Raw genomic sequence first — 23348 nt, forward strand, 5'->3', positions numbered from 1 at the left:
CCGCATCCCATGGGTGGTGTCCAGGGGGCGTGCGGCACTTTTGAGTCAGGAGCCGGAATGGACCTTTTCGAGCACCAGGCAAGAGAACTCTTCGAGGAACACGGCATCGAGGTCCCGAGGGCCGAGGTCACCGGCTCGCCCAAGGAGGCCCGGGAGATCGCCCGCAGGCTGGGGGGACGCGTCGTCGTCAAGGCACAGGTGAAGACCGGCGGACGCGGCAAGGCGGGCGGAGTGAAGCCCGCCGCCGACCCCGCCGCCGCCGAACTGACGGCACGCCAGATCCTCGGCATGGACATCAAGGGCCACACCGTCCGCACGGTGATGATCGCCGAACCCGTAGCGATCGAGAGCGAGTTCTACGTCTCCTACGTCCTCGACCGCGCGGCCGGCGGCTTCCTCGCCATCGCCTCGGCCGAGGGCGGCATGGACATCGAGGAGGTGGCGGCCACCAGGCCCGAGGCGGTGGCCCGGATCCCGGTCGACCCCGCCGAGGGCGTCACCTCCGCCAAGGCGTCCGAGATCGCCGAGGCGGCCGGTCTGCCCCCGCAGACCGTCGACGTCCTCATGCGGCTCTGGCAGGTGCTGACCCGCGAGGACGCGCTCCTCGTCGAGGTCAACCCCCTCGTGCGCACCGAACAGGGCCGGATCCTCGCCCTCGACGGCAAGGTCACCCTCGACGGCAACGCCGGCTTCCGGCAGGCCCGTCGGGGCGACGAGGACCTCGCGCACGACGACCCGCTGGAGGCCGTCGCGGCCGCCAAGGGCCTCAACTACGTGAAACTGGACGGCGAGGTCGGGATCATCGGCAACGGCGCCGGACTCGTCATGTCGACCCTCGACGTCGTCGCGGGCTGCGGCGCGCGCCCCGCCGACTTCCTCGACATCGGCGGCGGCGCCTCCGCCCAGATCATGGCCGACGGCCTCTCCGTCATCCTCTCCGACCCCGACGTGAAGTCCGTCCTCGTCAACGTCTTCGGCGGGATCACCGCCTGCGACGCGGTCGCGGAGGGCATCGTGCGGGCCCTGGACAGCGTCCGGCTGACCAAGCCGCTCGTCGTCCGCCTCGACGGCAACAACGCCGCACGCGGCCGGGCGATCCTCGACGCCCGCGCCCACCCCCTGGTCCACCAGGCCACCACCATGGACGGTGCCGCGCGCCGCGCCGCCGACCTCGCCCACGCGAACTGAGGAGCCCGGACATGGCCATCTACCTCACCCAGGAGAGCAGGGTCCTCGTCCAGGGCATGACCGGCGGCGAGGGCATGAAGCACACCCGCCGCATGCTCGCGGCCGGCACGAACGTCGTCGGCGGCGTCAACCCCCGCAAGGCCGGCCGCACCGTCGACTTCGACGACCGGGCCGTCCCCGTCTTCGGCTCGGTCGCCGAGGGCATCGAGGCCACCGGCGCCGACGTCACCGTCGTCTTCGTCCCGCCGGCCTTCGCCAGGGCGGCCGTCGTCGAGGCCGCCGACGCCGGCATCGGCCTCGCCGTCGTCATCACCGAGGGCATTCCCGTCCACGACTCCGTCGCCTTCACGGCGTACGCGCGGTCCAGGGGCACCCGGATCGTCGGCCCCAACTGCCCCGGCCTGATCACCCCCGGCCAGTCCAACGCCGGCATCGTCCCCGCCGACATCACCAAGCCGGGGCGCGTCGGCCTGGTCTCCAAGTCCGGCACCCTCACCTACCAGCTCATGCACGAACTCCGCGACATCGGCTTCTCCACCTGCGTCGGCATCGGCGGCGACCCCGTCGTCGGCACCACCCACATCGACTGCCTGGCCGCCTTCCAGGACGACCCCGACACCGACCTGATCGTCCTCATCGGCGAGATCGGCGGCGACGCCGAGGAACGGGCCGCCGCGTACATCCGCGACCACGTCACCAAGCCGGTCATCGGCTACATCGCCGGCTTCACCGCCCCCGAGGGCAGGACGATGGGCCACGCCGGCGCGATCGTCTCCGGCTCCTCCGGCACCGCGCAGGCCAAGAAGGAGGCACTGGAAGCGGCCGGGGTGCGGGTCGGCGGCACCCCGACCGAGACGGCCCGGCTCGTGCTCGCCGCCCTGGAGTCCGAGGACTGACCCCGCCGGCGGCGGCCCCACCGGCCGACGCGCACCCCGCCCCCGACCGTGCACCGAGAGCGGAGAACCCCATGGCGCCACCCACAGCCACACCCACCCTCACCCTGAAGTCCGGCACGGCCTGGACCGACGCCTGGCGGCGCTGTCTGGCCGTCGCCCCCGAAGCCTTCCGGGACGACCGTGTCCTCAACCGCTGGGGCGCCGCCTGGCGGGCCGACGGCCGCGCCCTGGCCGCCACCAGCCCCGTCGACGGCAGCCCCGTCGCGGGCCCGCCCCGCCTGGACGGCACCACCGCCCACCACGCGGTCCGGGCCTGCCTCGATCAGCACCGGGCCTGGCGCCACGTCCCCCTCGGTGAACGCCGCGCCCGGGTCGCCGCCACCCTCGACGCCCTCACCCAGCACCGGGAACTGCTCGCCCTGCTCCTCGTCTGGGAGATCGGCAAGCCCTGGCGGCTCGCGCAGGCCGACGTGGACCGGGCCGTCGACGGCGTCCGCTGGTACGTCGACGGCATCGAGCCCATGGTCGAAAACCGTGTCCCCCTCGACGGCCCGGTCTCCAACATCGCCAGCTGGAACTACCCGATGAGCGTCCTCGTCCACGCGATGCTGGTCCAGGCGCTGGCGGGCAACGCGGTCATCGCCAAGACCCCCACCGACGGCGGCGTCGCCTGCCTCACCCTGGCCATCGCCCTCGCCGCCCGGGAGGGCATCCCCGTCACCCTCGTCAGCGGCAGCGGACGTGAGCTGTCGGAGGCGCTCGTCCGGGCCCCCGAGATCGGCTGCGTCTCCTTCGTCGGCGGCCGCGACACCGGCGCCGCCGTGGCCACCGCCGTCGCCGACCTGGGCAAACGGCACGTCCTGGAGCAGGAGGGACTGAACACCTGGGGCATCTGGAACCACACCGACTGGGACACCCTCGGCGCCGTCGTCCCCAGGCTCTTCGACTACGGCAAGCAGCGCTGCACCGCATACCCGCGCTTCGTCGTCCAGCGGGAACTGTTCGACGAGTTCCTCGCGGCCTACCTCCCGGCGGTCCGCACCCTCAGGGTCGGCCACCCGCTGGCCGTGGAGCACCCCGACGACCCGTACCCGGCGCTGGATCTCGGACCCGTCATCAACGCGGCCAAGGCCAAGGAACTGGCCGACCAGGTCGCCGAGGCCGTCGACCGGGGCGCCGTCCCGCTGCACCGGGGCAGGCTCTCGGACGCGCGCTTCCTGCCCGGCCAGGACACAGGCGCGTACGTCCAGCCCGTCACCCTCCTCGACCCGCCCGCGTCCTCCCCGCTCCACCACGCGGAACCCTTCGGCCCGGTCGACACGATCGTCCTGGTCGACACCGAGGCCGAGCTGCTCGCCGCCATGAACGCCTCCAACGGCGCGCTCGTCGCCACCCTCTCCACCGACGACCGGGCGACGTACGAGCGGCTGGCACCCCAGATCCGGGCGTTCAAGGTCGGCCACGGCACACCCCGCTCGCGCGGCGACCGCGACGAGCTGTTCGGCGGCTTCGGAGCGTCCTGGCGGGGCGCCTTCGTCGGCGGCGACCTGCTGGTCAAGGCCGTCACACGCGGTCCGGCGGGGGAGCGGCTGCCGGGGAACTTCCCCGAGTACCACCTCATGCCGTCCGCGGCCTGACGTGGCCGGTTCGTGACCGTCCGCACACCTCCGGTGAGGCCGTGCGGGTCTGCTCGCCGAGACCCGCACGGCCCCGCCCGGGGCCCGGACCCGCGGGCGGATATGCAGGTGAAGGGCGCCCCGAAACCTTGGTATTGTTGTCCCTGTCGCCGCCGGGAAAACCCCTGGCCAGGCGGCAGACACCTGGTCCGGGTGGCGGAATGGCAGACGCGCTAGCTTGAGGTGCTAGTGCCCTTTATCGGGCGTGGGGGTTCAAGTCCCCCCTCGGACACTCGCTAGGGACGTTCACGAGATCGTCCCGAAGCGTTCACGAATTACCGGTCGAGTCATGTGACTCACCGGTAATTCGTCGTTTCTGGGGCCTCAAGCCTCGTGATCGGCTCGATGAGGAGGTGAGGCGGTGGCGGTCCAGGCACTGCGCCTCTCACCTGCGGAAACAGGACATGCCTGCGCGACGGCTGGTAGCCGTGGCGCAGGCATGTGGGGTTTTCAGGGGGTGGAGCGCGGCGGGGGTGTGTCACTCGCGTGGCGGCGGCTCGACCTGCTCGGTCGGAAGGGGTCGCGCCAGGGGCGGGTCGGAGGGCTCGCCGGGTTGGGTTGCGGCGCTCTGCGGGCTGGCTTTGCGGGGCTGGATGCCCTGATCGCGGAGGAACCGTCGGATGGCTCTGAGGTTCGCCACGAAGATGATGACCGCATTGAGCAGGGTCTGTGCGACGCGTCCGTGCGGCAGGCGGAGCTGGGGATTGTCGATGCTGTCGAGGGCGGACTTCTTCAGGTTGCCGTTGCCGCCCTCGTTCTGACTGCGCAGTCCGGACCAGGCTTCCTGCCACAGAGGGGTGAACAGGGGGTATTTTTGCCGCCACTTGGCCAACACGGTGCCCGGGACGGTGATGCTCTTCCCCCTGCAGATGTCGGGGTAGACGGGGGTGTCCCGCTTGGACCTAGGGATGGTGGGCAGGGCTGCCGGGGTACGGACAGTGGGGGCGTCGAGGTCGACGACGGTGGACGGGCGTGGCTGGGGCCGGCGGTAGCAGGTGACTGTGGCGTGGGACCCGAGGGCGGGGCACTGTCGACGCTGGTCCCCTGCGGGCCCGTAGTCCTTGATCTTGGCCTGGTAGTCCTTCCGGGACTGGATCAGGTTGAGTGCGTGGGCGCGGTCCTCGTCCGTGCGGCTGTCGATGTATGTGGCGCCCGCAGTGACGAGCGGGGTGGGCATCAGCGGGCAGTAGAACTCGCCGCCGACCAGCTGCATGCCGCGGAACTCTCCCTGCCGGTCGACCTTGTCGTCGTTGTAGTGCTTCACCGCGTTGAGACCGAGTTTCAGCAGCTGCAGATGCAGGTTGTGAGGCTTGGCCTGGGTGATGCCCCGGTCGGCGCAGAACAGGTCTTTGACCAGGCCTCGTTCGAAGGCCGGCTGGATGGCGCGCAGGGCGGCCGGGCCGGGTTCGGTGCCCGGGGTGTGGAGGATCATGCCGAGGCAGACCGCGGGGTAGGCGCCGGCGAGGTCTCCATGGCCATGGCCTGGGAACGCGGCCATCATGGCGTAGCGGAACTCTCTCCTCTCCGGTGCCTTGGTCTTCTTCTCCCGTGCCGACTTGGTCTTGCGAGGCACTGGCTTGTTTGCCGTGCCGCGCCGGGTGCCGGTGTTCGTGGAGGCCGCAGCTTTGCCGCTGCGCCCCGACTTCTTCTGCGTTCCTCCCTTCACGTACATCCCGGCGGTGATCTCAAGCGAGGCCCGGTCCTGGTGGTAGTCCGGCTCTTTGCCCCAGACTGGAACCGGAGTGTCGTCGACCGCAATGTGGCCGGGCCACCGAGCGAAGTCGCCGCGCCGGTAGGAAGCCATCACCGGAGCGAGAATCAGATCCTGGGCGATGGCCTCCAGGTCGCGCACGGTGTCCTGGTTGCCGCGGGCATTCCACTTCCGTCGGATCTTCTTGGCCTCACTGAGCGACAGCCGCTTGCGGCGGTCGTGCGGTGCAGGGTCGAGGCGCCGGGTCATGGAGGACCAGGACCGGTAGACGCGCTTCGACGTCGCGTACTGGTGGTGTGCGACGCGGTCGATTTCTTCTCGGGTTGCGCCCTCGCGGATGTGCAGGTCGACGTTGGGGACGTCAAGGAGGGCTTTGGAGCCTGGAGACAAGGCGAAGAAGAGCGTCTCCCATGCGTCGTTGATGTTCGCGCTCTTGCCCATGTACTGCGACAAGATCAGGCCGATCAGCACTGTGCGGAACGGGAAGCCCTTCGGGCCTGGCCGGTGCTCGTTGGAGGGAAGGCGTTCCAGTACTCCGCTGTGGCGCACGAGGTCGAAGACCTGCCTCACAACGCGGTCGCTGAGGGTACGACCGGGGGCCTGCGGTGCAGGGCGTAAAGCGAGGCCGGTACGCCGGCAGGGTTTGCCCTCTGGGTTCTTCCTGCTCATGCCGCCCCCCGCAACAGATCGGATGCCTCCGCTTCGGGCACGTCGTGGAGGAAGACGAGGTAGCGCGAGAGGCTGTGCAGGGTCCCGAGTCCGGACGCTTTGAGGATCACCTTCAGCGGAATGCCTGCATTGAGCAGATCGACGAGCCAGGTCGTACGCAGCCGCTGGGTCTGCAGCACTGCACCGTCACAACGGCCGATGATCCGCGGGTACTTGGCCAGCCAGTCCGATGCGATGTGCTTGCTGGTGCGGTCCTGCCAGTCCGGCCGGAAGGCGTACGCGTCTGCCGGGATGTGGGCGGCTTCCGCCAGCAGCAGTTCCTCGTAGGCGTACCGGCATACGACAGTGCGCGGACGGCGCCCGTGCACCTTGACCAGTGCCCGGCCGGTGGGGCCCTCGAGGATAGCCCGCCCCTGAACGTACACAAGATCCTCAACGGCGAGCCCGCAGCCGACGCCAAGACAGAACAGAAGACAGGCGTTGCGCCGCTGGGCGGGGGTGGGCAGGCTCTGCGCCCAGATCAGCCAGTAGGCGATTTCCGCCGGCGGGTAGGGGGCCACTGGGGCGGCGGTGGCCTTCAGCCGGATCGGCGGATGCTGTCCGAGCTGGTCCAGCAGGAGTGCTTCGGAGGCCCGGCGCAACTGGCTGCTGCAGGTTCGGCGGCTGTTGGCGGCCATGTCGCGGCAGCCGACGAGGATGAACCGTTCGACGGTGCTCTGGTCAAGGATCACCGAGGGGTCGAGCGGGAGGCCCTGGGACTCGACCCAGGCGACCAGCCGTGCGAGCGGAGTCATGACCACGTCTGGGCCGTAGGGTCCCGCTGCGACGGCCATGAATCCCAGCGAGCGGACGACCGGAGCGATGCGGCGCCACTGGGCGGGCGGCACCGTCTCCGCCTTCGGTGCGTAGGCCAGCAGGCGATTCGACACAGCGACCTCCAGGCGCAAGGCCCATGACAGGTGGCCGGTTAACCGGCCACTGGTGTCAGTGTCGATCACGATCTGAAGGAACGCATCTTTATGACCGGAGGCCGAGCGCGCACGGCGCCGCCATGGAGCTACGCCGTCGATCCGGAGGAGTGGCCGGATGCCCGGATCGCCGGGGAGCCCGCCGCGGCGGCGGTCCAGACGATTGCCCGCCGCCTCGCCGCCGCCCTGCGTGAGAGGCCGGAGCTCTCGCTGCGCGCCCTGGCCGCCCAGAGCAACGTCGGCAGACAGACCATCGGCGATCTGCTGGCGGGCGCCACCTGGCCGGATGTGCTGACGGTCTGCCGACTGGAGCGCGCCCTGGGCCTGGCGCTCTGGCCTGGATCGAATGCGACCCAATGTGCTCATGACTGATCCCCAATTGCCTCTTTGAGGTCAGTCGTGCACGCTCAAGTGCGGAATGGGGCAGACGCCCTATAGCGCCACCCGTGGGGGCGCTAGAGTGAACGTGCGCGATGGACCGGAACCCTGCTAGGAGAAGCGTCCGTTCGCGTGTTTGGCGGCCTCCCTCGACCGCTAATCGAGGGAGGCCTGCTTGTTGGGTTAGGGTCGTTCTCGGGTGGATCAAGCAGCCCGGGATGACAGCACGGCCCGGAACATTCCCGGTGCTACGTTTTCCACCTCGCCAAGTTGCTTCATACGGTTGAGGGTTTTTCCTACGGATGAGCGGACCGTCGCGTCCGCTCCCGGGCGCACCGCCGCCGCGATATCGGTGATGGACATTGCCTCTTGAGCGGCGCACAGGAGTGTGAGGATCGCATCGCGCATGCTTCCGTTACGCGGTGGCCCCAGGGTTCGAGGGCCCATGCCCGGGCGCGCATCTTCGGACGAAGGATCCTCGTCGGCGACAGAAACTTCAGGCGGACCCTCCCGGGAGGGTTGGGCGGTTCCCGCGTCCTCGCCAGTGTCCGGCGGCTCTTCGCGGACATCGGTGGATTCGACGCCCTGGCACATCATCGCGTACACAGCTTCCAATGTCGCCAACTCGCCGCGCAGTGAAGTGATCAGCTCCTTCACGGCATGCCGGGCCTGGCTGATGTAGACACCCTTGTCTGACGCAGGTGCGCTGGTCCGGTATCCCGCCATAGCGAACTCCTAAGGAAGGCCGCTGCCAGTGTAGGGACGGCACACTGTGGCACGCACGCCATTCCTGTGAGGCGCTATCAAACGGTCAGCAGTGCGCTCAAGCACGGCAAGTCCGGTCGGGGTTATCGCAGGAATCGACCTGTCTTGACGCAGAGTTGGCTCGCCGGGTTCGAGCGATGCCGCACCGGAACTGTGAGACGTGCCATCGCAGAATTCTGACGTGTGGATTCTGTCGAAGCTCCCGGTCTCCGGGAACGTTTGAGCGTTACGGTTCCTTCATGGTGGATGGCAAGCATCTGTCGGCGACAGAGGCCTTGGCGTCGGTGACGAAGGCCCTGGATGTTCTCGTCCTGGCGTATGACCGGGGGGAAATCGGTGTTACAGAAACCGCCCGGGAGCTCGGTATCTCACGTTCCACTGCACACCGCATCCTGGTCACCCTGCAGCGCACGGGTTTCCTGCGTCACGATCCTGGCCAGCACGGATACTCGGCGGGTCCGCAGCTCGTACGCATGGGACTGGCCGCGATCGCCCAGCTGGACGTCCGACGACAGGCGCGCAGACCCCTGGAGGAGCTCTCCGAGAAGCTGCAGGAGACGGTGTGCCTGTACTCCCTGGATGCGGCCGTCGTCCGACTACTCGACGGAGTCGAGTGCCGGCATGTCCTGCGCGTCAGCGTTCCGCTCGGACAGGAACTCCCCGCCCACGTCACAGCGGCGGGCAAGGCCCTGCTCGCACTGCGCGACCCGGCAGATGTACGCGCGACACTCCCGGCCGCGCTCCCTGCTACGGCGGCAGGAAGCATCACTGAGTGGTCGCTGCTTGAGGTGGAGTTGGAGGAAGTCAGAGTCCGGGGATGGGCGGCAGACCTTGAGGAAAGTGCACACGACCTGCACGGCGTAGGCGTGGCCATCCGCAACCGCATCGGGGAACCGCTCGCCGCGATCTCCGTGTAGGCACCCGCCGTACGTCTGCGTGAACAGGACATGCCAGCAGTCGCCACGGCCCTGCAGGAGACCGCCACCACGATCGCCAGGGCAGAGTGACAGCGGGTGCCGAGGTGCCGGGACTCAAGGCCCCAACGTGATCCGCCCGTCCGGGATCCACCCCTCCAGGTATCCCGTCAACAGCACATCTACATCTGGCAGATCGCACCGTGTGCACAACTCCTGCCACTGCTCAGGCCCCGCCCAGCGCGTCGCTCCCCTCCAGGGCAGATGCTCCGGCGGAGCACCAGCCGCAGCGAGACGAAAGATGAACAGGTGTGCCTCTCGACGGCTCCGACCTATGGGCACAGGCACCTGAGCCCAGCGGCATCCTTCAACAGTGCCCCCGCGCACCGGCATCGCGCCGACCGCATCGAGGAGTACGCGCACTGCCGCCTCACGGTAGGTTTCTGTGGCTCGGACGGATCCTGAAGGGAGTACCCATCGGGGAAGAACTCCAGACAGGTCGTCTGCCACCAGCGCAAGCCGCCCGTCCGAGCTCAGCACCGCGACGAACACCACCCGCCGCATCCTGGGAGGCGGCACGGCAGGGAGCCCCGAACTCTCGGCAGCGTGCAGGAAAACAGGCACGGTCCGATCCTGACATGCGGCCGCTTAACCGGCCACTCGTGTCCCGGATCGACGCGAGTTTCATCTCTGAGCTCAATGCGGTGAGTGTGATCCGCGCCTGGGCAGCCCACAAGCCGTACGGATACTGCAATGACCGCTGCCTGAGAATTGGGCAGCCGGCGTTCTTCTCCAGACGCTGGGCCCTGTCCCGCCGCACAGACCATTCCGATGCGGTGACTCTCGTACAGAGACGAACGAAGCCGCACTATCCGGGAAAGGTCTGCGCGGGCGAGCAACGCCGACTCGGATCGGTCTTGTGTCCCGGAATGCCGTTGAGGTGGGCAGGGGCGGCGAAGGTCGGATGGGGAAGACACTACGAGCCGACGTGATCACGAGCAGGGGCCTACTCGCCTGCCGGGTGCCGCGCGGCACCCGGCAGGGCGCGGCGGCTACGGCATGCGTGCGGTCCACTCCTCGGTGGCGAACTTCGTTAGCACCAGTTCCTCCGCGCGGGCCATCTCTTCCGCCGTGACTTCGCCGGCCAGTGGCGGGGCGGAAGCCCATGAGCAGCCTCACCGAGGCAAGCCTCAGAGCGCTGACCTTCACTCGGTCCTTCGAGCTTGAAATCCTCGTCTCCGTCATCCGACCAGCTATGGCGGCAGCCGTCGGCATGTTGACGAGAGGGATTATTTCTGGCTGAAGCGCGGAATTGTTTCCAGAGGAGCTCTTGTGGGCCATTGCGACAATGGAAATGCGTCGCGCGGGATCTCTACTGTCTGGTCATGATCAGAACAGAAGTCTGTAACAGCGACCCCACCCACCAGATGCCCCGATGAGAACTGCCCGGGTTCCGTGGAACCTGGGCAGTTCATGATGGGCCAGCAAGTCAAGGACGCTCGGGATTGCGGGGACGCGCGGCCGTCTTCTTCGAGGGAGCAGGCCGGGCTCGACGGATAGCTGCGGCACCGATGACACGTTGGGCGAGTGCCCGCCACTCCGGTTCGTCCACGCCGTGCTCGTCGCTCGTCCAGACCAGGATGCCGTTGGGGCCACCACCGTCTTCTTCGGGGAGCACGCCCTGCTGCGCGTACCACTTCAGGCGCCGCTGCCACCTGGCGGCGTACTCGGGGTTGTCGAGCATGCCGAGGTGTTCCCAGTAGATGGGAGGCCCGGACAGCGGCGTGATGGTGAAGTCCGGTAGCACTGTGCGGCCGTCGTTTCCCTTGAAGGGTTGCTCGTACGCCCAGGCTCCAGGGGCGAGTTGTTCGAGGATGCCGGCGACGATGACTTCGTTCTTGCTTCGGACCATGACGCCGTTGACTGCTACGTGGACGAGTCGCGCATCGACCCGCCCGCAGTCAGTACCGCTCGGTGTCATCACTGCGCGTGGGTCCGGTGTGTCGATGAGGTCGGTGAACCGGCGGGCGGTGTCGGATCCGGTGGCCCGCGTCAGTTCGATGAGGTCGTCGAGCGGCCCTTCATGGCAGAGGACCACTCTCTTGGTCTGGCGGGTGAGGGCGGTGTACAGCAGTTCCCGCGAGATGCTGCGGGCCGTGGCGGGCAGAACAACGATGACGGTGTCGAACTCGCTGCCCTGACTTTTGTGCACGGTAAGGGCCCACGCCAGCTCCAGGGGCGCGTCGTCTTCGCCGCCGATGCGCCCGTACTTGTAACGCAATCCGAGCTGGGACGAGAATTCGACCTCTGTAATCCAAGGCGGCCTCTTCATGCGCGGGGTCTTCACCTGACCGGTGACCACACCGAGTTCGCCGTTGGCGACATAGCCCTTCGCTGCCCGGCTGTCGGTCTGCGACCAGGCGGAGAGCGTGCCGTTGCGGGTATGGACGACCTTGTCGCCGAGCACGATCTGCTCCGCCCCCAGCGGCTTGGGCACCTTGCGATCCCAGCCCTTCTTCAGGGCATTCTCGAGGGAGGCTCCGCGGTAGCGCCGCTTGAGGTGGCGATTGAGTTCCACGGTTCCGTGAGCAGTCCCGCGGACAGGGCTGAGGATCTGCCAAGTGCCGCACTGAGCGGCGGCCTTGGAGAATTCAGGGTACGTTCTGGCTCCGCGCTGCGTGCTCCCCGCGCCGTAGGAGATCGCGAAGCTCAGGCCGTAGGCGTCGTCCACCACGCCGAACTCTTCTCGCAGCACGTCATCGACCACTTGCGCGGCCGTCCGGCCGTTCCAAGGAACTGCGCGGAGCGTCGGCATATTCTCGCCTTGGCGGAGACGTTGCCAGATTTCGTCGCTGCCCGGCCCGCGCTCGTCACCGCTGTACCAGCGCGCCAGCATCAGGTCGTGACGGACATCGCCCAGCTCGCGCTGTCGGCGCAGCACCGTGAGTTCGGCCCATCCCGGAGCGACGCGCGGCCATGAACCGCTATGGCCCTGCCGTGCAGAGCGTTCGAGGTCAACGAAAGGACGGCCCGCGCCGATGGGCGGGAGCTGGCGCGGATCACCGACCAAGATCAGGCGCTGCCGAGGCTCCAAGGCGTCGAGCAATGCGGCGAGCATGTTCTCCGTGAGCATCGAGGCCTCGTCGACGACCACTGTGCCGTACTGCCGCTCGCGGGGCAGTTGGCCGGTGATCAGATACCGGGCGGTGTCGCCCTCGTAGCGGCCCGACTTGCTCAGGAACTGCGCCAGCGTCTGGGCCTGATGGCCGACCTTGTTCTGCAACTGGACCCGTGCCTTGCCCGTCGGAGCGAGCAGCAGCACTCCCTCCGACATCACCTCCGGCCGTCGTACCAGTGCCTTGACCAGCATGGTCTTGCCTGTGCCCGCCGGACCGTTGAGCACGGTGAACCGGCTCTCGTACATCTCACGCAAGGCCGCGGCCTTCTCCTGTCGAGCCCGGGCCTCATCGAAACGGTCGGCCTCGGCGATCTTGCCCTGCTCGTCGAGCACGGAATCCAGGGTGACCGCGAGATCCTTCGGTGCCGTGTGCCGTGTGCCGGGCCGCGGAGCGGAGCTGATCGATGACCTCTCGAATTGCGTGCTTGCGCCATAGCGCGGAACGCAGCTTGTAGGCGGCCGTACCATCGGCGACGTGCGTCCGGCACAACTGCGGCCAGTTGAAGTCCAAGTCGTCGTCCAGGTCCTCGGCGCGCAACTGGTGAGCTGACAAAACCGCTTGGCTGGGGCGCAATGGCCTGACGGAGCTCAGCCTCTCCAGACCCTCCAGCATCTCTTCGAGCGGCAGCAGAGTGTGCCCCTCTGCCTGGGCGCGCAGCAGCACGGTCGCCATTGCGGCTTCGAGGCGCCGCTTGTCGTCGGGATCCGTGAGTGGCTCCGTGATCGGCAGCGGGTGCCGGTCCGTCAGCTGCAGGTCGGGGAAACAGCCCCGGTCCACGGCTTCGAAGCGGATCGGATCCGCGTCGTCCACGGTGCAGGTCACCAGGGTGTACGGGTCCGCGAGTAGCTCCTCCACGGACAATGGCATGGCGCTCTTCTGCTCACATACCAGGCGCACTTGGTCCGCAGTCAGGTCGAAGCGGGCCAGCAGTCGCAGAGCCTGGCGTTGATCGTGTCCAAGTGCCGCCCATACCTTCTGGCGGGTGGGCGTGGCCAGTGCGGTGACCGAGGCTGGACCGCCGCGTCCTTGCATGGCCCGTTCCAATACGGGCCAGGGGTCCTCCCTGTCGCTGACGGCAGATGTCACCTCCCGGGCCGCGAACGTGGGGTGAGACACGCCGAGGAGGCTCAGCACCGCGGGCAGACCAGGGGCGGTACCGCGGCGGCGCCAGGCATGGTGCAGCTGCTCGTCGAGCCAGTCGAAGGACCGCTGCGGCAGCTCGCAGCCCAGGGCGATGGCAGCTTCGGCGGCACGCTTGAGCTCCATCAGCGAGGCGACGGCTGTGTCTGACGGCACGTGCTCGGTTCCGTAGGAGAACTCCCAGCCCGTCTCCGGGGCTTGCGCCAGGGCGCGCGAGACATCAGTACCGTCGGCGGCGAGTCGCGCCAGGGCCTGCATCGGCAGCAGGATGCCTCCATTGCCGTCCGGCCGCAGCGTGTGCCGTACCACCGTCTCCCACATGTGATTGGGGAACGGGGTGGGACCCTCAGCCGGCCACCGGCCGGGCGGCGTGACCGAGGCGATCAACGCGGCACCGACGAGGATTCGACGGGGATGGTCCTCGAACGGAGCGTGCTTGAGATAGAAGAAGACCAGCGACTGCCCCTCGACGACGTCCTGGAAGAACGTGTCGATGACAGCCTTCTGGTTGTCCCCGTGAAGGACCCACGGAGGTTCGAAGCCCAGCGCGGAAATCGCATGCTCCTCCGCCTCCGAGCTGTAGCCGTCCACCGGCTGCTGCTCCATGACACCGTCCAGAAGCATCGCCCGATTGAGCCAGCGAAACGGGATGCCGTGGACAGACCACGCGGGCAACGGAACGGACGCACCCTTGAGCTTCTTGAGGGCATGGTTGTAGGGGTGGGACGTCCGCAGCACATGATCCCTGCTGCTCAGAAACCCGCCCCGCTCACCGGCACACGCGGGCAAGCTGTCCGGCAACGCGCTGAAGGCCTGGCCCGCATACTCGACCTCCAGCTCGTCCTTTCGCCGCCGCCCGATGTTCTCCAGTAGCACGCACGACGCATTGCCTAGTGGATCGGCGCAGATTCGGCCCTCCCAGCCTGTGTCGTGCCAAGGCACCCGGACCGAAAGATGCTGCACGTATACCACTGGGATCCCCTCCACCACTTCCAGTACTCGCTCGTCACCTTACGGTGAAGCACTGACACCCCACCGAGGCAAGCAACGATTCCCGATGTGCCACGTGACCGTGCCGGCGCACATCTGCCCAAGAGACGTGGGCGAGGGTCGTGGCAGGAGAGCTGAGTCCAGGACGGTCATTTGGCTTCAGGCGTTGCGTGAACTGCTCGAAATTGGTCCAAGCCCGGTGCCCGGTTCCGCCCCAAGGGTGTACTGGGGGTGGGTTCAGCCGGGTCGCTGGCCATGTACGTCCAGGCCCTGCGCACCGCCCTGCACACCAACACCCCGTCAAACAGCCCTTGTACGACGCGAAGGCGCTCGCCAGGACGCGTGACCTGCCCGGGGACGTCGTCGCCCGGGTCCTGCCCGGCCTGTGCCGCACCGCACTGGAGGCCGCTCTCCTCGAACCGGCCCGGCGCCGGCTCCTCGGCACGGGCCTGCCGCATGCCGAGATCGAGCAGCGCATCGCGAAGGCCCACAAGCTCACCGAACTGGCCTTTCTCGCCCTCTACGGGGAGATTGACCGGGTGGGCGAGGCCATGACCGACCTCACCCGGGGCTACGGCCAGCAGGCCACCGACCACATTCGGTGGTGCAACAAGGGCACCCACGAAGCCGTGCCCGTCGACGACGCGGAGGAGATCATCCGCCGCACCGCGGACCTCGCGAAGGCGGTGCAATCCCTGTGACCACGATCCCCCGGCCACGATCCCCCGGCCACGCCCATCCCGCCCGCGCGCCCGCCCCGGCTCCCCGCGGCGCTCCCGCCTGCGCCGCCGTTCACCTCACACCCCGAGGAACTGCTCGCGGGCGCGGACCGATTGCTCGGCACCGCACCGCCTCCACCACGGGAGTCTGGCCGCGCGCCGTGGCACTCCTGCTGCGCCACGCCCTCGAAGAGGCCCTGTGCCGCTACTGGCAGGGCCGCAAACCGAGCTGGCCCGCTGCCCGCCGCACGCCCAAGCCCTGTGCCTGGAGTCCTACGCCGACCCCGACACGCGCGCCGCTGTTCGGCGACCTGGGCCGGCCTCAGCCGGGCCTGCCACTACCACGGGTACGAGCTGGCACCCACGCAGGGGGAGTTGTGTGCGTGGCGGGACGACGTCGAGCGGTGATCGGGGCCTTGCGCTCCGGACGCGGTGACGAGCTGCCGCCCCACTCGGCTGCCGTGTGGGGCGGAGCGGCAGTCAATGGTCGGCAGGTGCCGCACGTACTGGGGCGCCGTCGACGTGGTCACCATTCGTGCCACCGGAAGCGGGCGCTCGCGACAGCCTGGGCGCCGAGTCCGTATGCGCCACGACCAAGGAGACCGTAAGTCCTCCGAAAGGTGTAGAAGTGGAGTGACCGGTGCGCCGGGCTGCCGTCTGGGTATCGTGATCGGCATGCCGTCGACACACCTCCTGATCATCAGTGACCGTGCCGCACTGAGCTGGGTGGTGACCGCCCAACGGATGGCCTTCCCCGCGGGGCGTTCCAAGGCGGCTCAGGTCCTGGAGCAGGGCGACGAGGTCTTCCTCTACACCACGCGGGGCTGCTTCAGGAACCCGACACGCGATATCGGGCGCGTCATCGGCCGGGCCCGAGTCGCCGGCCCCGTGGGAGTTCTGCAGGATCCGGTCGTTTTCGGGGAGCGCACCTTCACCGAAGGTTGCCGCCTGGAGGTGTCCGACCTGGCTCGGTTCCGCGATGGGCTGGTTCTGCGTGACCTTGTGCCGCAGCTTTCCGTGTTCCCTGATCCGGCCACCTGGAGCGTCCGCATGCGCAGGGCGTCGCTGACTCTGCCGCCAGAGCGACGCCGACCTGCTGCGTACAGAGTTGGAACCGCTGTTGGTTCCCTACGGAGAGGCAGCTGAGGGCTACCGTTGGGAGCCGGCGTCGGCCTGACCCGGCGGGCCCGGAGCGCCGTGATCCTCTTCAGGGTCGAGCCTAAGGCTCGTCGTTGTCCGCCAAGTCGTTGACCAACGGGACGAGGAGAGGGGGAACCTTGAAGCCGGAAGCACGGCCGGGACCGTTCTCATACTCCGCGGTGAGAACCGGCACCGCCGAGTCCGGGATGACCCCCTGCTCCATCAAATTCCCGCTGATTCGCTTGATGGGTCTGGTGAAGCCTCTCAGGCTGCGTTCGTCGCCGTAATCACAGATCTCGTACACGGACGACGCCTCGATGCGGCCGTCCATCTCGGCCGCGTAGCGGATGACGTCCACGCGATTGCCGTAACCCTCGTATGAGAGGCCGTTGAAGAGCGCCTCGATCGCAGCGACGGTCCAACCGCCGTGGGAGGGCTCGGCCTCAATGCGTTCCACCCGCTCGATGTCCTCGACGGAGCCGGCTTGGAGACTGAGTTGCAGGATGGGGGCGGCTACTTCCAGGAACTGTCTCGGCGACAGCAGGAACAGTCGGCCTCCGCCCCGCCTCCGGAGTTCCGCGGTCAGCTCCGGGCGGGGACCCCGGTTGTAACCGTGCTCCTTCCGCCACCAGTCTTCCTTGGCATCCGCCGTCACGAAAAGGACATCGCTCCGGCGCTCGGACGCCGCACGAAGGAGCTCTTCCCACACGAAGAAGTCGCCGACCGCTCCATCGCCGTCTTTCTTGGCATCCATGTAACCGGGCGGAACGCGCTTCTTGACGCGCTCCTTGCCCTCTTCGGTGAGTTCGGCACGTTCCTCGGGGCTGAAGGGCGTGCCGACACGGCCGGCCAGTGCACGCTCCAGCCCGGCGATCACCGGATCGGCGCTAGTGTCATGAGTGATGTTCTGCCATTCACCTTCACCGACCTCGGTGATCTTCTTTTGCACCTCGCCGAAGGCATCCGTCAGCCGATCGCGAAGGTCTGCCAAGTCCTCGTCGCTCAGGGCCACTCGGTTGGCCCAGGTGCGCAGGGTCTGCACCGCCGTCCCGGCGTGGCTGCTCATCTCCTGGGAAGCGTTCTTGCTTGTCGATCGCGCTTCGCTGATGACACTTTCCCTGTTCCGCCAGAACTCGTCGACGACCTGGTGCGGAACCCACAGCCGGTCTCCGAGAGCGCCGAGTGCCCCGAGAAGGTCGGTTCGTGCCTGCTCCGTGTACCGGTAGAGATTCAGCAGCACGTTCGCGTCGGGGGCGACCAAGCCGTCCGTTAGCACGGCGGTGAAGTCCGCTGTCGTCGGGGTCCGATAGGCGCCGAAGTCCTCGAAGATTCCACGACCGCTCTCGCCGGTCGTCGTGTCACTCGCCACAGCCACCCCGCCTACGTCGCGCGCCGGGTCCCCTGTGCCAGCGCATCCGACGTGACCTTAGCGTTTTCAACAGCGCGGCGTCGCGAACAACTGAGATTCCCCGTCAACATCCGTTGGTACCCAGGGCGACAGCTGCGGCGAGGTGGCCATCACTGGACAGGAGGTCTGCGTACGGGACTCCAAGGATGTGACGCGCCCTTATTTCGCGGTGGGGCATGAGGGGTGGTCGCGGTTCGTGGGGTTCGTGGCGGAGGTTTGAGCGGTGTAGGCGTCGACGGGTGGTGATCGGAGTGGTGCGGGAGCGGTGCAATCCGCCCCCGCACCACACCGTCGGCATGGCTACACTCCGAACTCCATATGCCCAGCTGTGCCGAGGCGTCATGGGCAGCGTTCCCGGATTCGCTTCCCGGATGATCGGAAGACGGCATGCGCGGAGCTGGGTCTCGCGGTTGATGAACCGGCCAGTGGAGTCGTGACTTCCAGCTCTCTTCGCCGACGGGCCAGCACGCTGGTGGCGTGCCTATTGCGGATCGTCCCGTTCCATTATGGCGGTCGCCGCCTCAATGCCGTTGACTACCGCGTACTCGAGGTCACTGATCCCGGCCCCATGGATCACGGCTTCGAAGTGCTTGCGGGCCGAAGCGATCTTGTTTTGCTCCATGGGCCGCAGCAGTTCGAGCTCGTTGACATCCTTGGTCTCAAAGACGATGTAGCGGCTGCCATCGGTTCGCTCAACGGCAAGCGCCCAGTCGGGGTTGTAACTACCCAAAGGGGTTGGGATCTTGAAAGACGCCGGAAGTTTCACGAAGGTCTTGACCTCGGGGCGCTGCAGGAGCGCGAGCGCGAAGTCCTTCTCCGGAGCCGAGTCGATGACCAGGTACCGGTATACCGACTTCTCTTCGAACGAGACCGCGTTGCCGTCCGTGTCGGTGACGATGTTCCCTCCGGGGCCGGTGTACCCGGCGAGGTCGGCTTTGCGGAAAAGGCTGAGCGCATACCTGCGGTCTGCTTCGGGCCGGGATGAGTCCACCAGCTCGTAGCGCACTCCCTTGACCAGGAAGTCGGCCTTGGTGATGTTGAGTTGGCGGCTCACCTGGTCGATGTATGCCTGCGGATTGTTTCGGAACTGCCCGAGCGTGCCGGACTCGGTGAGGACGTGGGCGAGCGTGGCACGGGTCAGTTGGGTGCGGTCTGCCAGCACGGAAAGAATGTCGGGCAGGTCCTCGCTGTCCGCGTAGGTGACGTCCGCGCGTCGCGCCGCTGCTGCCTCCGCGGTCAGACCACTCTGGTCGATGCGCTGCACGCGGTGTGTGCGCCACTCGCCCCGACGCTTTGGCACAGGAGGCATGTCCCGCAGCGCCTTGACCATCGCCTTACGCAGGCTCTCTTCGTCGACCTCGACGCGGTACTCCGTGCGATGTCGGATGCGGTTCCACAACTCCTGGAACTCGGGGCTCTCCAAGCGTTGCTGGACGAGAGGCACCGCGACGCGTTCGCCGGCCTTCTTGACCTCGATCGGCTTGGCCAGGCGCTTGATGAGTCCGAGCACCGCCTTGACCGCGGCCTGGGACTCCACGGAGTCGCCGACAATCTTGGTGAGGTTCTCGTCGCCGGTCCTCACGGCCTGACGCAGGCTGTCCTGGACCTTTCCCTTGGCGTCGATGTACCCCTCGGTGAACAGAGCCTGATACAGGGTCTGCGCGGCGGTAGAGCCGACCGGAACGACATTTCCGTCCTCCGCCTTGAAGGGCAGGCGTGCGAAGCCGTCCACGGTGACGATGCCGAACTGGATGCCCAGGTCCTCAGCCAACTCGTGCTGGAGCCGATCGGCGAACTCCTCGTAGGACTCGTTCGCGATCACGGTGAGGCGGTTGGTGTCGAAGCCGTGCACACGGTTGCCGGACCCGTCCACGCACAGACGCAGGCCACGACCGATGGACTGTCGCCTCCACCGTTCGGTGCCCATGTTCCTCAGCACACAGATCTGGAAGACGTTGGGATTGTCCCAGCCCTCCTGCAACGCGGAGTGGCTGAAGATGAACCGGATGGAGGTGCCCGGTGTGGTGAGACCGACCTTGTCCCGCATGATCTGCTCGTAGGCGAGACCTGCCTGTTGACGTCCCTTGTCGGTGGTCTCCTTGGTGTCCACCAGTACTTCGGTGCCACCCTTGCGGCGGTCCACGGAGAAGTACCCCTGGTGGGCCTCCCTCGCGACATGGTCTGCGGCGCTGCCGCCCAGCAGGGTGTTGAACTCCGGCTCGGAGGCGATACGCGTGTACTCCTCCTCGAAGATCCGCTGGTACTCGCCGGGAAGAGCCTCTCCATCGGGGCCGTACTCGCGGTACTTGGCCACGGAGTCGACGAAGAAGAGGCTGAGCACCTTTATGTCGCGTCCGTGGATCGCGAACTCCTGCTCCTTGCGCAGGTGCTGCCGGATGGTCTGAGCGATCATCTGGCGGGCTCGCTCACCGATACTGACCTCGGCGCCGATGCTGTCGCCCGCTCGCAGCGGCTGCGCGACGGTGTCGAAGGAGATGCTCTGCTGCCCCTGAGCCGCGTTGATGGCGACCACCGTGAGGTCCTTGTACAGGTCGCGACCCGTGACGTCCGCGAGGTTGCTGCGGGACGTGGTGTCCACGGTGACAGCCTTGCGTTTGATCTCGTTGCCCTGTTCGACGTCTGCCTCGACGCGTGCCGTGATCGCTCCGTTGCCGCGCTTCACGTCGAGCAGTCTGACGTACGGCGTTGTCCCGCTGGCGGAGGTGACCAAGGAGTCGACTTCGATCTGTTTGACCAGCTGATTCTCGTAGGCGGCGATGGCGTCCAGTCGATAGACGAGGTTGGCCTTGTCGCCCTTCGGGTGGGTGGCCGAGTAGCGCAGGGTGGCCAGGGCGTTGAAGTCCTCGAGCGCGCTGCGACCCGCGCCCTTCTTCTTGCCGGTACCGGTGTCGCCGTACACGCTCTGCGGCTCGTCGACGATGATGATCGGGTTCGTGGCCCGGATCAGGTCGGCGGGTACCTCGAAGTCGAGTTCCTCAGCTGGCTGGTAGATCTTGTTGGTCTTCTTGTTGATCGCCCCGACGGTGACGATCATGATCTCGATGCTCGGCGAGGTGGCGAACGAACGTACGCGAGAGGGATTGTTGCCGTCGAACTGGAAGGGGGTCATCGGCGGGTTGCCGTACAGGGCTCCGAAGTGCTCGCGCAGCATCCGGATGGACGTCTCGACGCCCTCCTTGATAGCCACCGACGGCACCACCACCATGAACTTGGTGAACCCGTAGAACTGGTTGAGCTCGTAGATGGTGCGCAGGTAGACGTATGTCTTGCCGGTGCCGGTCTCCATCTCGATGGTGAAGTTCATCGAATCCAACGACGGCTCCGGAGTAAGACCGGTGCGCTTCTGCACTTCGTGCAGATTGTCCAGGATCGTCTTTCGATCCAGGTGCAGCATGTTTCCGTAGCCCAGGTCAGTCAGCCCGTCGAGCCCGGCGCGCGCTGATGGGTGCGCGTGCACGGTGAACTGGGATTCCATCCTTTCCTGGCCCTTGAAAAGCCCCGTGACCGCGTCGATGGCTTCGCGCTGGTAGTCGAGGTCCGCGTCGAAGGAAAACTTCATTCAGATGCTCCGCAGCGTGGTGAAGCCGGCCTGCTCGACAGCGGCGGCGAAATTGAGCTTGGCGGAAGAGTCGACGAAGCCCGTGTCACGGACGACGACCGTGGTGTCGGCGTCACCCGGATCCTCATCGCGCCAGGCCACCAGAGCCTTCGCGACCTCGCTCGCACGCTCCACCGTGATGTCCGTGCCGAAGTACGCGAACAGCGTTCCGGCTAGGTTGTACAGGGTGCTGCCGGCGACCTCGCGCGTCTCCAGCGGCGTGGTCAGGTCCACGCCCAGGCGCAGCATCATCTCGACCAGCAGATCGTCCGTGGTGCGGCCGGCGACGAGGTTGTCCACGGATTCGAGAAGGTTGAGCTGGTCGGGGGTTCCGTCCCAGGGTTTTACGTTGCTGGAGGCTAGGTGATACGACCGGAAGCCGGTGTCGATGCGCGCGGCGTCGGGGGTTCGCTTGGAGGCGATCTGTTTGCCCGCGCGGCGCAGCCGCTCTCGCGTGATGTCCGCGATCGTGTCGTAGCCATCCTTGTCGACGGGCTCGTCGAGCTGGACCAGGATATGCCGGCGGTTGCCGCCGTCGGCGGCGTTGAGTTCCATGACAGCGTGACCGGTGGAACCGGAGCCCGCGAAGAAGTCAAGAACTACAGCGTCGGAATTTGATTCCGTCACGGCATTGATCCACTTGGCGAGTACGGTGTGATCCTTTGGGTACTCGAATACATCGCTCTCGAGGAGGCGGCGAAGATACAGTCCCGCAGCTGCGCGATCTTGCTCGAAAACGGGTCGGATTGGCTGGTCCTCGAGCTCGTCGAGGAAGCGTTTGTATCGAGGACTCACGGTCTCATCTTGACCGAAAAGGATTCGACCTTCGGCAATTTTTCGGGTCATGGTTTCTCGTGAGTAAACCCAGCCGTTCGGGTGCATTCGCACCGGAATGCCTGTCGCAGGATGAGGGAGGTCGTACATGAGATTTTCTCGAGGGTTAGGGGATCGCAAATCGCCTCTTGCAAAAACGCGTCCGTTCTCGTCAATCTCTTTGTATCCGCGGGAACCGCCAAGGCCCTTAGCGATATCCGACGGGGCGCTCCTCCACCAGTTCTTCAAGGCCTCAGTTGCCGTCAGCGGGTCATGGCCGCTCTCCTCCCAAGCCTTCCGTGCCGCCTCGGTAACCTCCGTCCCTCCCGCCTTTTTCTCTGTCCAGCGGACATCCTCCTGAACCAATTTCATCCTCGACTTCGCGTAAATCAGCATGTAGTCGATTCCCGCGGAAGTGAACCTGGCGTCATTTCGCCCTGACCCCTGCCATACGACGTTTGCCGCGAAGTTCTCCGCCCCGAACACCCGATCCATCAAAAGCTTGAGACGTGCATGCTCGGTGTCATCAATCGCAACGATGATGACACCGGTCTCCTTGAGCAAATGGTTTGCCACAAGCAACCGCGGATACATCATGGATAGCCACGCCGAGTGCCTGGACGCACCGGCCCTGCGATCCTGCGCCCGGTCGGATCCGGTACCGATCTGGAGCACGCCCTTTCCGTCACGCTGCCCGGCCGCCGCTTCGTGCTCGGCCCGGGAGGTAGTGCGCTTGTCGTCGTAGATGAAGTCGTTGCCCGTGTTGTAGGGCGGATCGATGTAGATCACGTCGACCTTGTTGGTGTATCCGCGCCGCAACAAGCGCAGAACCTCAAGATTGTCCCCCTCGACCACGATGTTGCGAGTGTTGTCCCAGTCCACGGATTCTTCGGGCTTGGGCAGAAGCGTGCCTGTCGCCGGGACGGTGGACAGGCGGCGGGCCTCGGCCATGCCGGGCCAGCGCAGGCCGAATGCCTCGGCAGTGTTCGGGGAGGCGTTGTCACCCAGCAAGTCCCGGAGGGCCTCGATATCGACGGTGCCGTCGACGACGGCATCGGGGAAGAGGCGGGCCAGAAGGTCGAGGTTCGACTTGGCCTCGCCGGGGCCGTTCAGGTCGTCGACTGGTTCGAAGTCCAGGGTCACGGGTGGTGTCTTCCTGTGTGGGGCGGGAGTGG

16 protein-coding genes, 1 tRNA gene and 1 pseudogene are annotated in these 23348 nt (G+C 66.9%); 9 read left to right on the forward strand and 9 right to left on the reverse strand.

Annotated features, from left to right (window positions below; all coding sequences use genetic code 11):
* The first annotated feature begins 57 nt into the window (after positions 1-57).
* From sucC to ACZ6BB_RS03385, 4 genes are all read left to right on the forward strand, one after another.
* On the forward strand, positions 58-1188 hold the full coding sequence (sucC, locus tag ACZ6BB_RS03370) for an ADP-forming succinate--CoA ligase subunit beta (RefSeq protein WP_471613627.1): 1131 nt from the start codon (positions 58-60) through the stop codon (positions 1186-1188).
* Positions 1189-1199: 11 nt separating this feature from the next.
* Positions 1200-2084: a succinate--CoA ligase subunit alpha gene (gene sucD, locus ACZ6BB_RS03375; protein WP_471613628.1), complete on the forward strand. Its 885-nt coding sequence runs from the start codon at positions 1200-1202 to the stop codon at positions 2082-2084.
* 71 nt (positions 2085-2155) lie between these two features.
* Entirely contained in the window at positions 2156-3721 is a 1566-nt protein-coding gene (locus tag ACZ6BB_RS03380; RefSeq protein ID WP_471613629.1) for an aldehyde dehydrogenase family protein, read from the forward strand.
* Between the two features lie 186 nt (positions 3722-3907).
* Positions 3908-3992: transfer RNA gene (locus tag ACZ6BB_RS03385), tRNA-Leu, on the forward strand.
* Positions 3993-4238: 246 nt separating this feature from the next.
* Here ACZ6BB_RS03385 and ACZ6BB_RS03390 read toward each other — a convergent pair.
* A complete protein-coding gene (locus ACZ6BB_RS03390) occupies positions 4239-6140 on the reverse strand; it encodes a hypothetical protein (protein ID WP_471613630.1) in 1902 nt (633 codons plus the stop codon).
* A complete protein-coding gene (locus ACZ6BB_RS03395; RefSeq protein WP_471613631.1) occupies positions 6137-7138 on the reverse strand; it encodes a hypothetical protein in 1002 nt (333 codons plus the stop codon). The genes ACZ6BB_RS03390 and ACZ6BB_RS03395 overlap by 4 nt, the downstream gene beginning before the upstream one ends.
* A 21-nt stretch (positions 7139-7159) precedes the next feature.
* On the opposite strand from ACZ6BB_RS03395, the gene ACZ6BB_RS03400 reads away from it, so the two are divergent.
* Complete coding sequence (locus ACZ6BB_RS03400; RefSeq protein WP_471613632.1) at positions 7160-7480, forward strand: helix-turn-helix domain-containing protein; 321 nt, start codon at positions 7160-7162, stop codon at positions 7478-7480.
* A gap of 210 nt (positions 7481-7690) precedes the next feature.
* Here ACZ6BB_RS03400 and ACZ6BB_RS03405 read toward each other — a convergent pair whose 3' ends face one another.
* Entirely contained in the window at positions 7691-8212 is a 522-nt protein-coding gene (locus ACZ6BB_RS03405) for a hypothetical protein (RefSeq protein WP_471613633.1), read from the reverse strand.
* A 278-nt stretch (positions 8213-8490) separates the two neighbouring features.
* Here ACZ6BB_RS03405 and ACZ6BB_RS03410 point away from each other — a divergent pair, with 278 nt between their 5' ends.
* The gene (locus tag ACZ6BB_RS03410; protein ID WP_471613634.1) at positions 8491-9168 is read left to right on the forward strand and encodes an IclR family transcriptional regulator; all 678 of its coding nucleotides are present in this window, start codon (positions 8491-8493) and stop codon (positions 9166-9168) included.
* A gap of 114 nt (positions 9169-9282) precedes the next feature.
* On the opposite strand, the gene ACZ6BB_RS03415 is transcribed toward ACZ6BB_RS03410, so the two are convergent.
* From ACZ6BB_RS03415 to ACZ6BB_RS03425, 3 genes are all read right to left on the reverse strand, one after another.
* On the reverse strand, positions 9283-9729 hold the full coding sequence (locus ACZ6BB_RS03415) for an NUDIX hydrolase (RefSeq protein WP_471614111.1): 447 nt from the start codon (positions 9727-9729) through the stop codon (positions 9283-9285).
* Between the two features lie 925 nt (positions 9730-10654).
* Positions 10655-12676 (reverse strand): ATP-dependent DNA helicase, encoded by a 2022-nt coding sequence (locus tag ACZ6BB_RS03420; protein WP_471613635.1) that lies wholly within the window; start codon positions 12674-12676, stop codon positions 10655-10657.
* Entirely contained in the window at positions 12630-14360 is a 1731-nt protein-coding gene (locus ACZ6BB_RS03425; protein WP_471613636.1) for a hypothetical protein, read from the reverse strand. The genes ACZ6BB_RS03420 and ACZ6BB_RS03425 overlap by 47 nt, the downstream gene beginning before the upstream one ends.
* A 425-nt stretch (positions 14361-14785) precedes the next feature.
* On the opposite strand from ACZ6BB_RS03425, the gene ACZ6BB_RS03430 reads away from it, so the two are divergent.
* Positions 14786-15175: a hypothetical protein gene (locus ACZ6BB_RS03430; RefSeq protein WP_471613637.1), complete on the forward strand. Its 390-nt coding sequence runs from the start codon at positions 14786-14788 to the stop codon at positions 15173-15175.
* 651 nt (positions 15176-15826) lie between these two features.
* Positions 15827-16339 carry a hypothetical protein gene (locus tag ACZ6BB_RS03435; RefSeq protein ID WP_471613638.1) on the forward strand — a complete coding sequence of 171 codons (513 nt, stop codon included), beginning with the start codon at positions 15827-15829 and terminating at the stop codon, positions 16337-16339.
* Positions 16340-16412: 73 nt separating this feature from the next.
* Here ACZ6BB_RS03435 and ACZ6BB_RS03440 read toward each other — a convergent pair whose 3' ends face one another.
* The gene (locus tag ACZ6BB_RS03440; protein WP_471613639.1) at positions 16413-17702 is read right to left on the reverse strand and encodes a PIN domain-containing protein; all 1290 of its coding nucleotides are present in this window, start codon (positions 17700-17702) and stop codon (positions 16413-16415) included.
* A 103-nt stretch (positions 17703-17805) separates the two neighbouring features.
* On the opposite strand from ACZ6BB_RS03440, the pseudogene ACZ6BB_RS03445 reads away from it, so the two are divergent.
* A pseudogene (locus ACZ6BB_RS03445) lies at positions 17806-17961 on the forward strand (DUF397 domain-containing protein); the annotation flags it as partial.
* 261 nt (positions 17962-18222) lie between these two features.
* Here ACZ6BB_RS03445 and ACZ6BB_RS03450 read toward each other — a convergent pair.
* Both ACZ6BB_RS03450 and ACZ6BB_RS03455 read right to left on the reverse strand, forming a co-directional pair.
* A complete protein-coding gene (locus ACZ6BB_RS03450; RefSeq protein ID WP_471613640.1) occupies positions 18223-21321 on the reverse strand; it encodes a restriction endonuclease in 3099 nt (1032 codons plus the stop codon).
* On the reverse strand, positions 21322-23316 hold the full coding sequence (locus ACZ6BB_RS03455; protein WP_471613641.1) for a site-specific DNA-methyltransferase: 1995 nt from the start codon (positions 23314-23316) through the stop codon (positions 21322-21324).
* Positions 23317-23348 lie beyond the last annotated feature (32 nt).

The organism is Streptomyces sp. NPDC041108 (assembly GCF_055592645.1).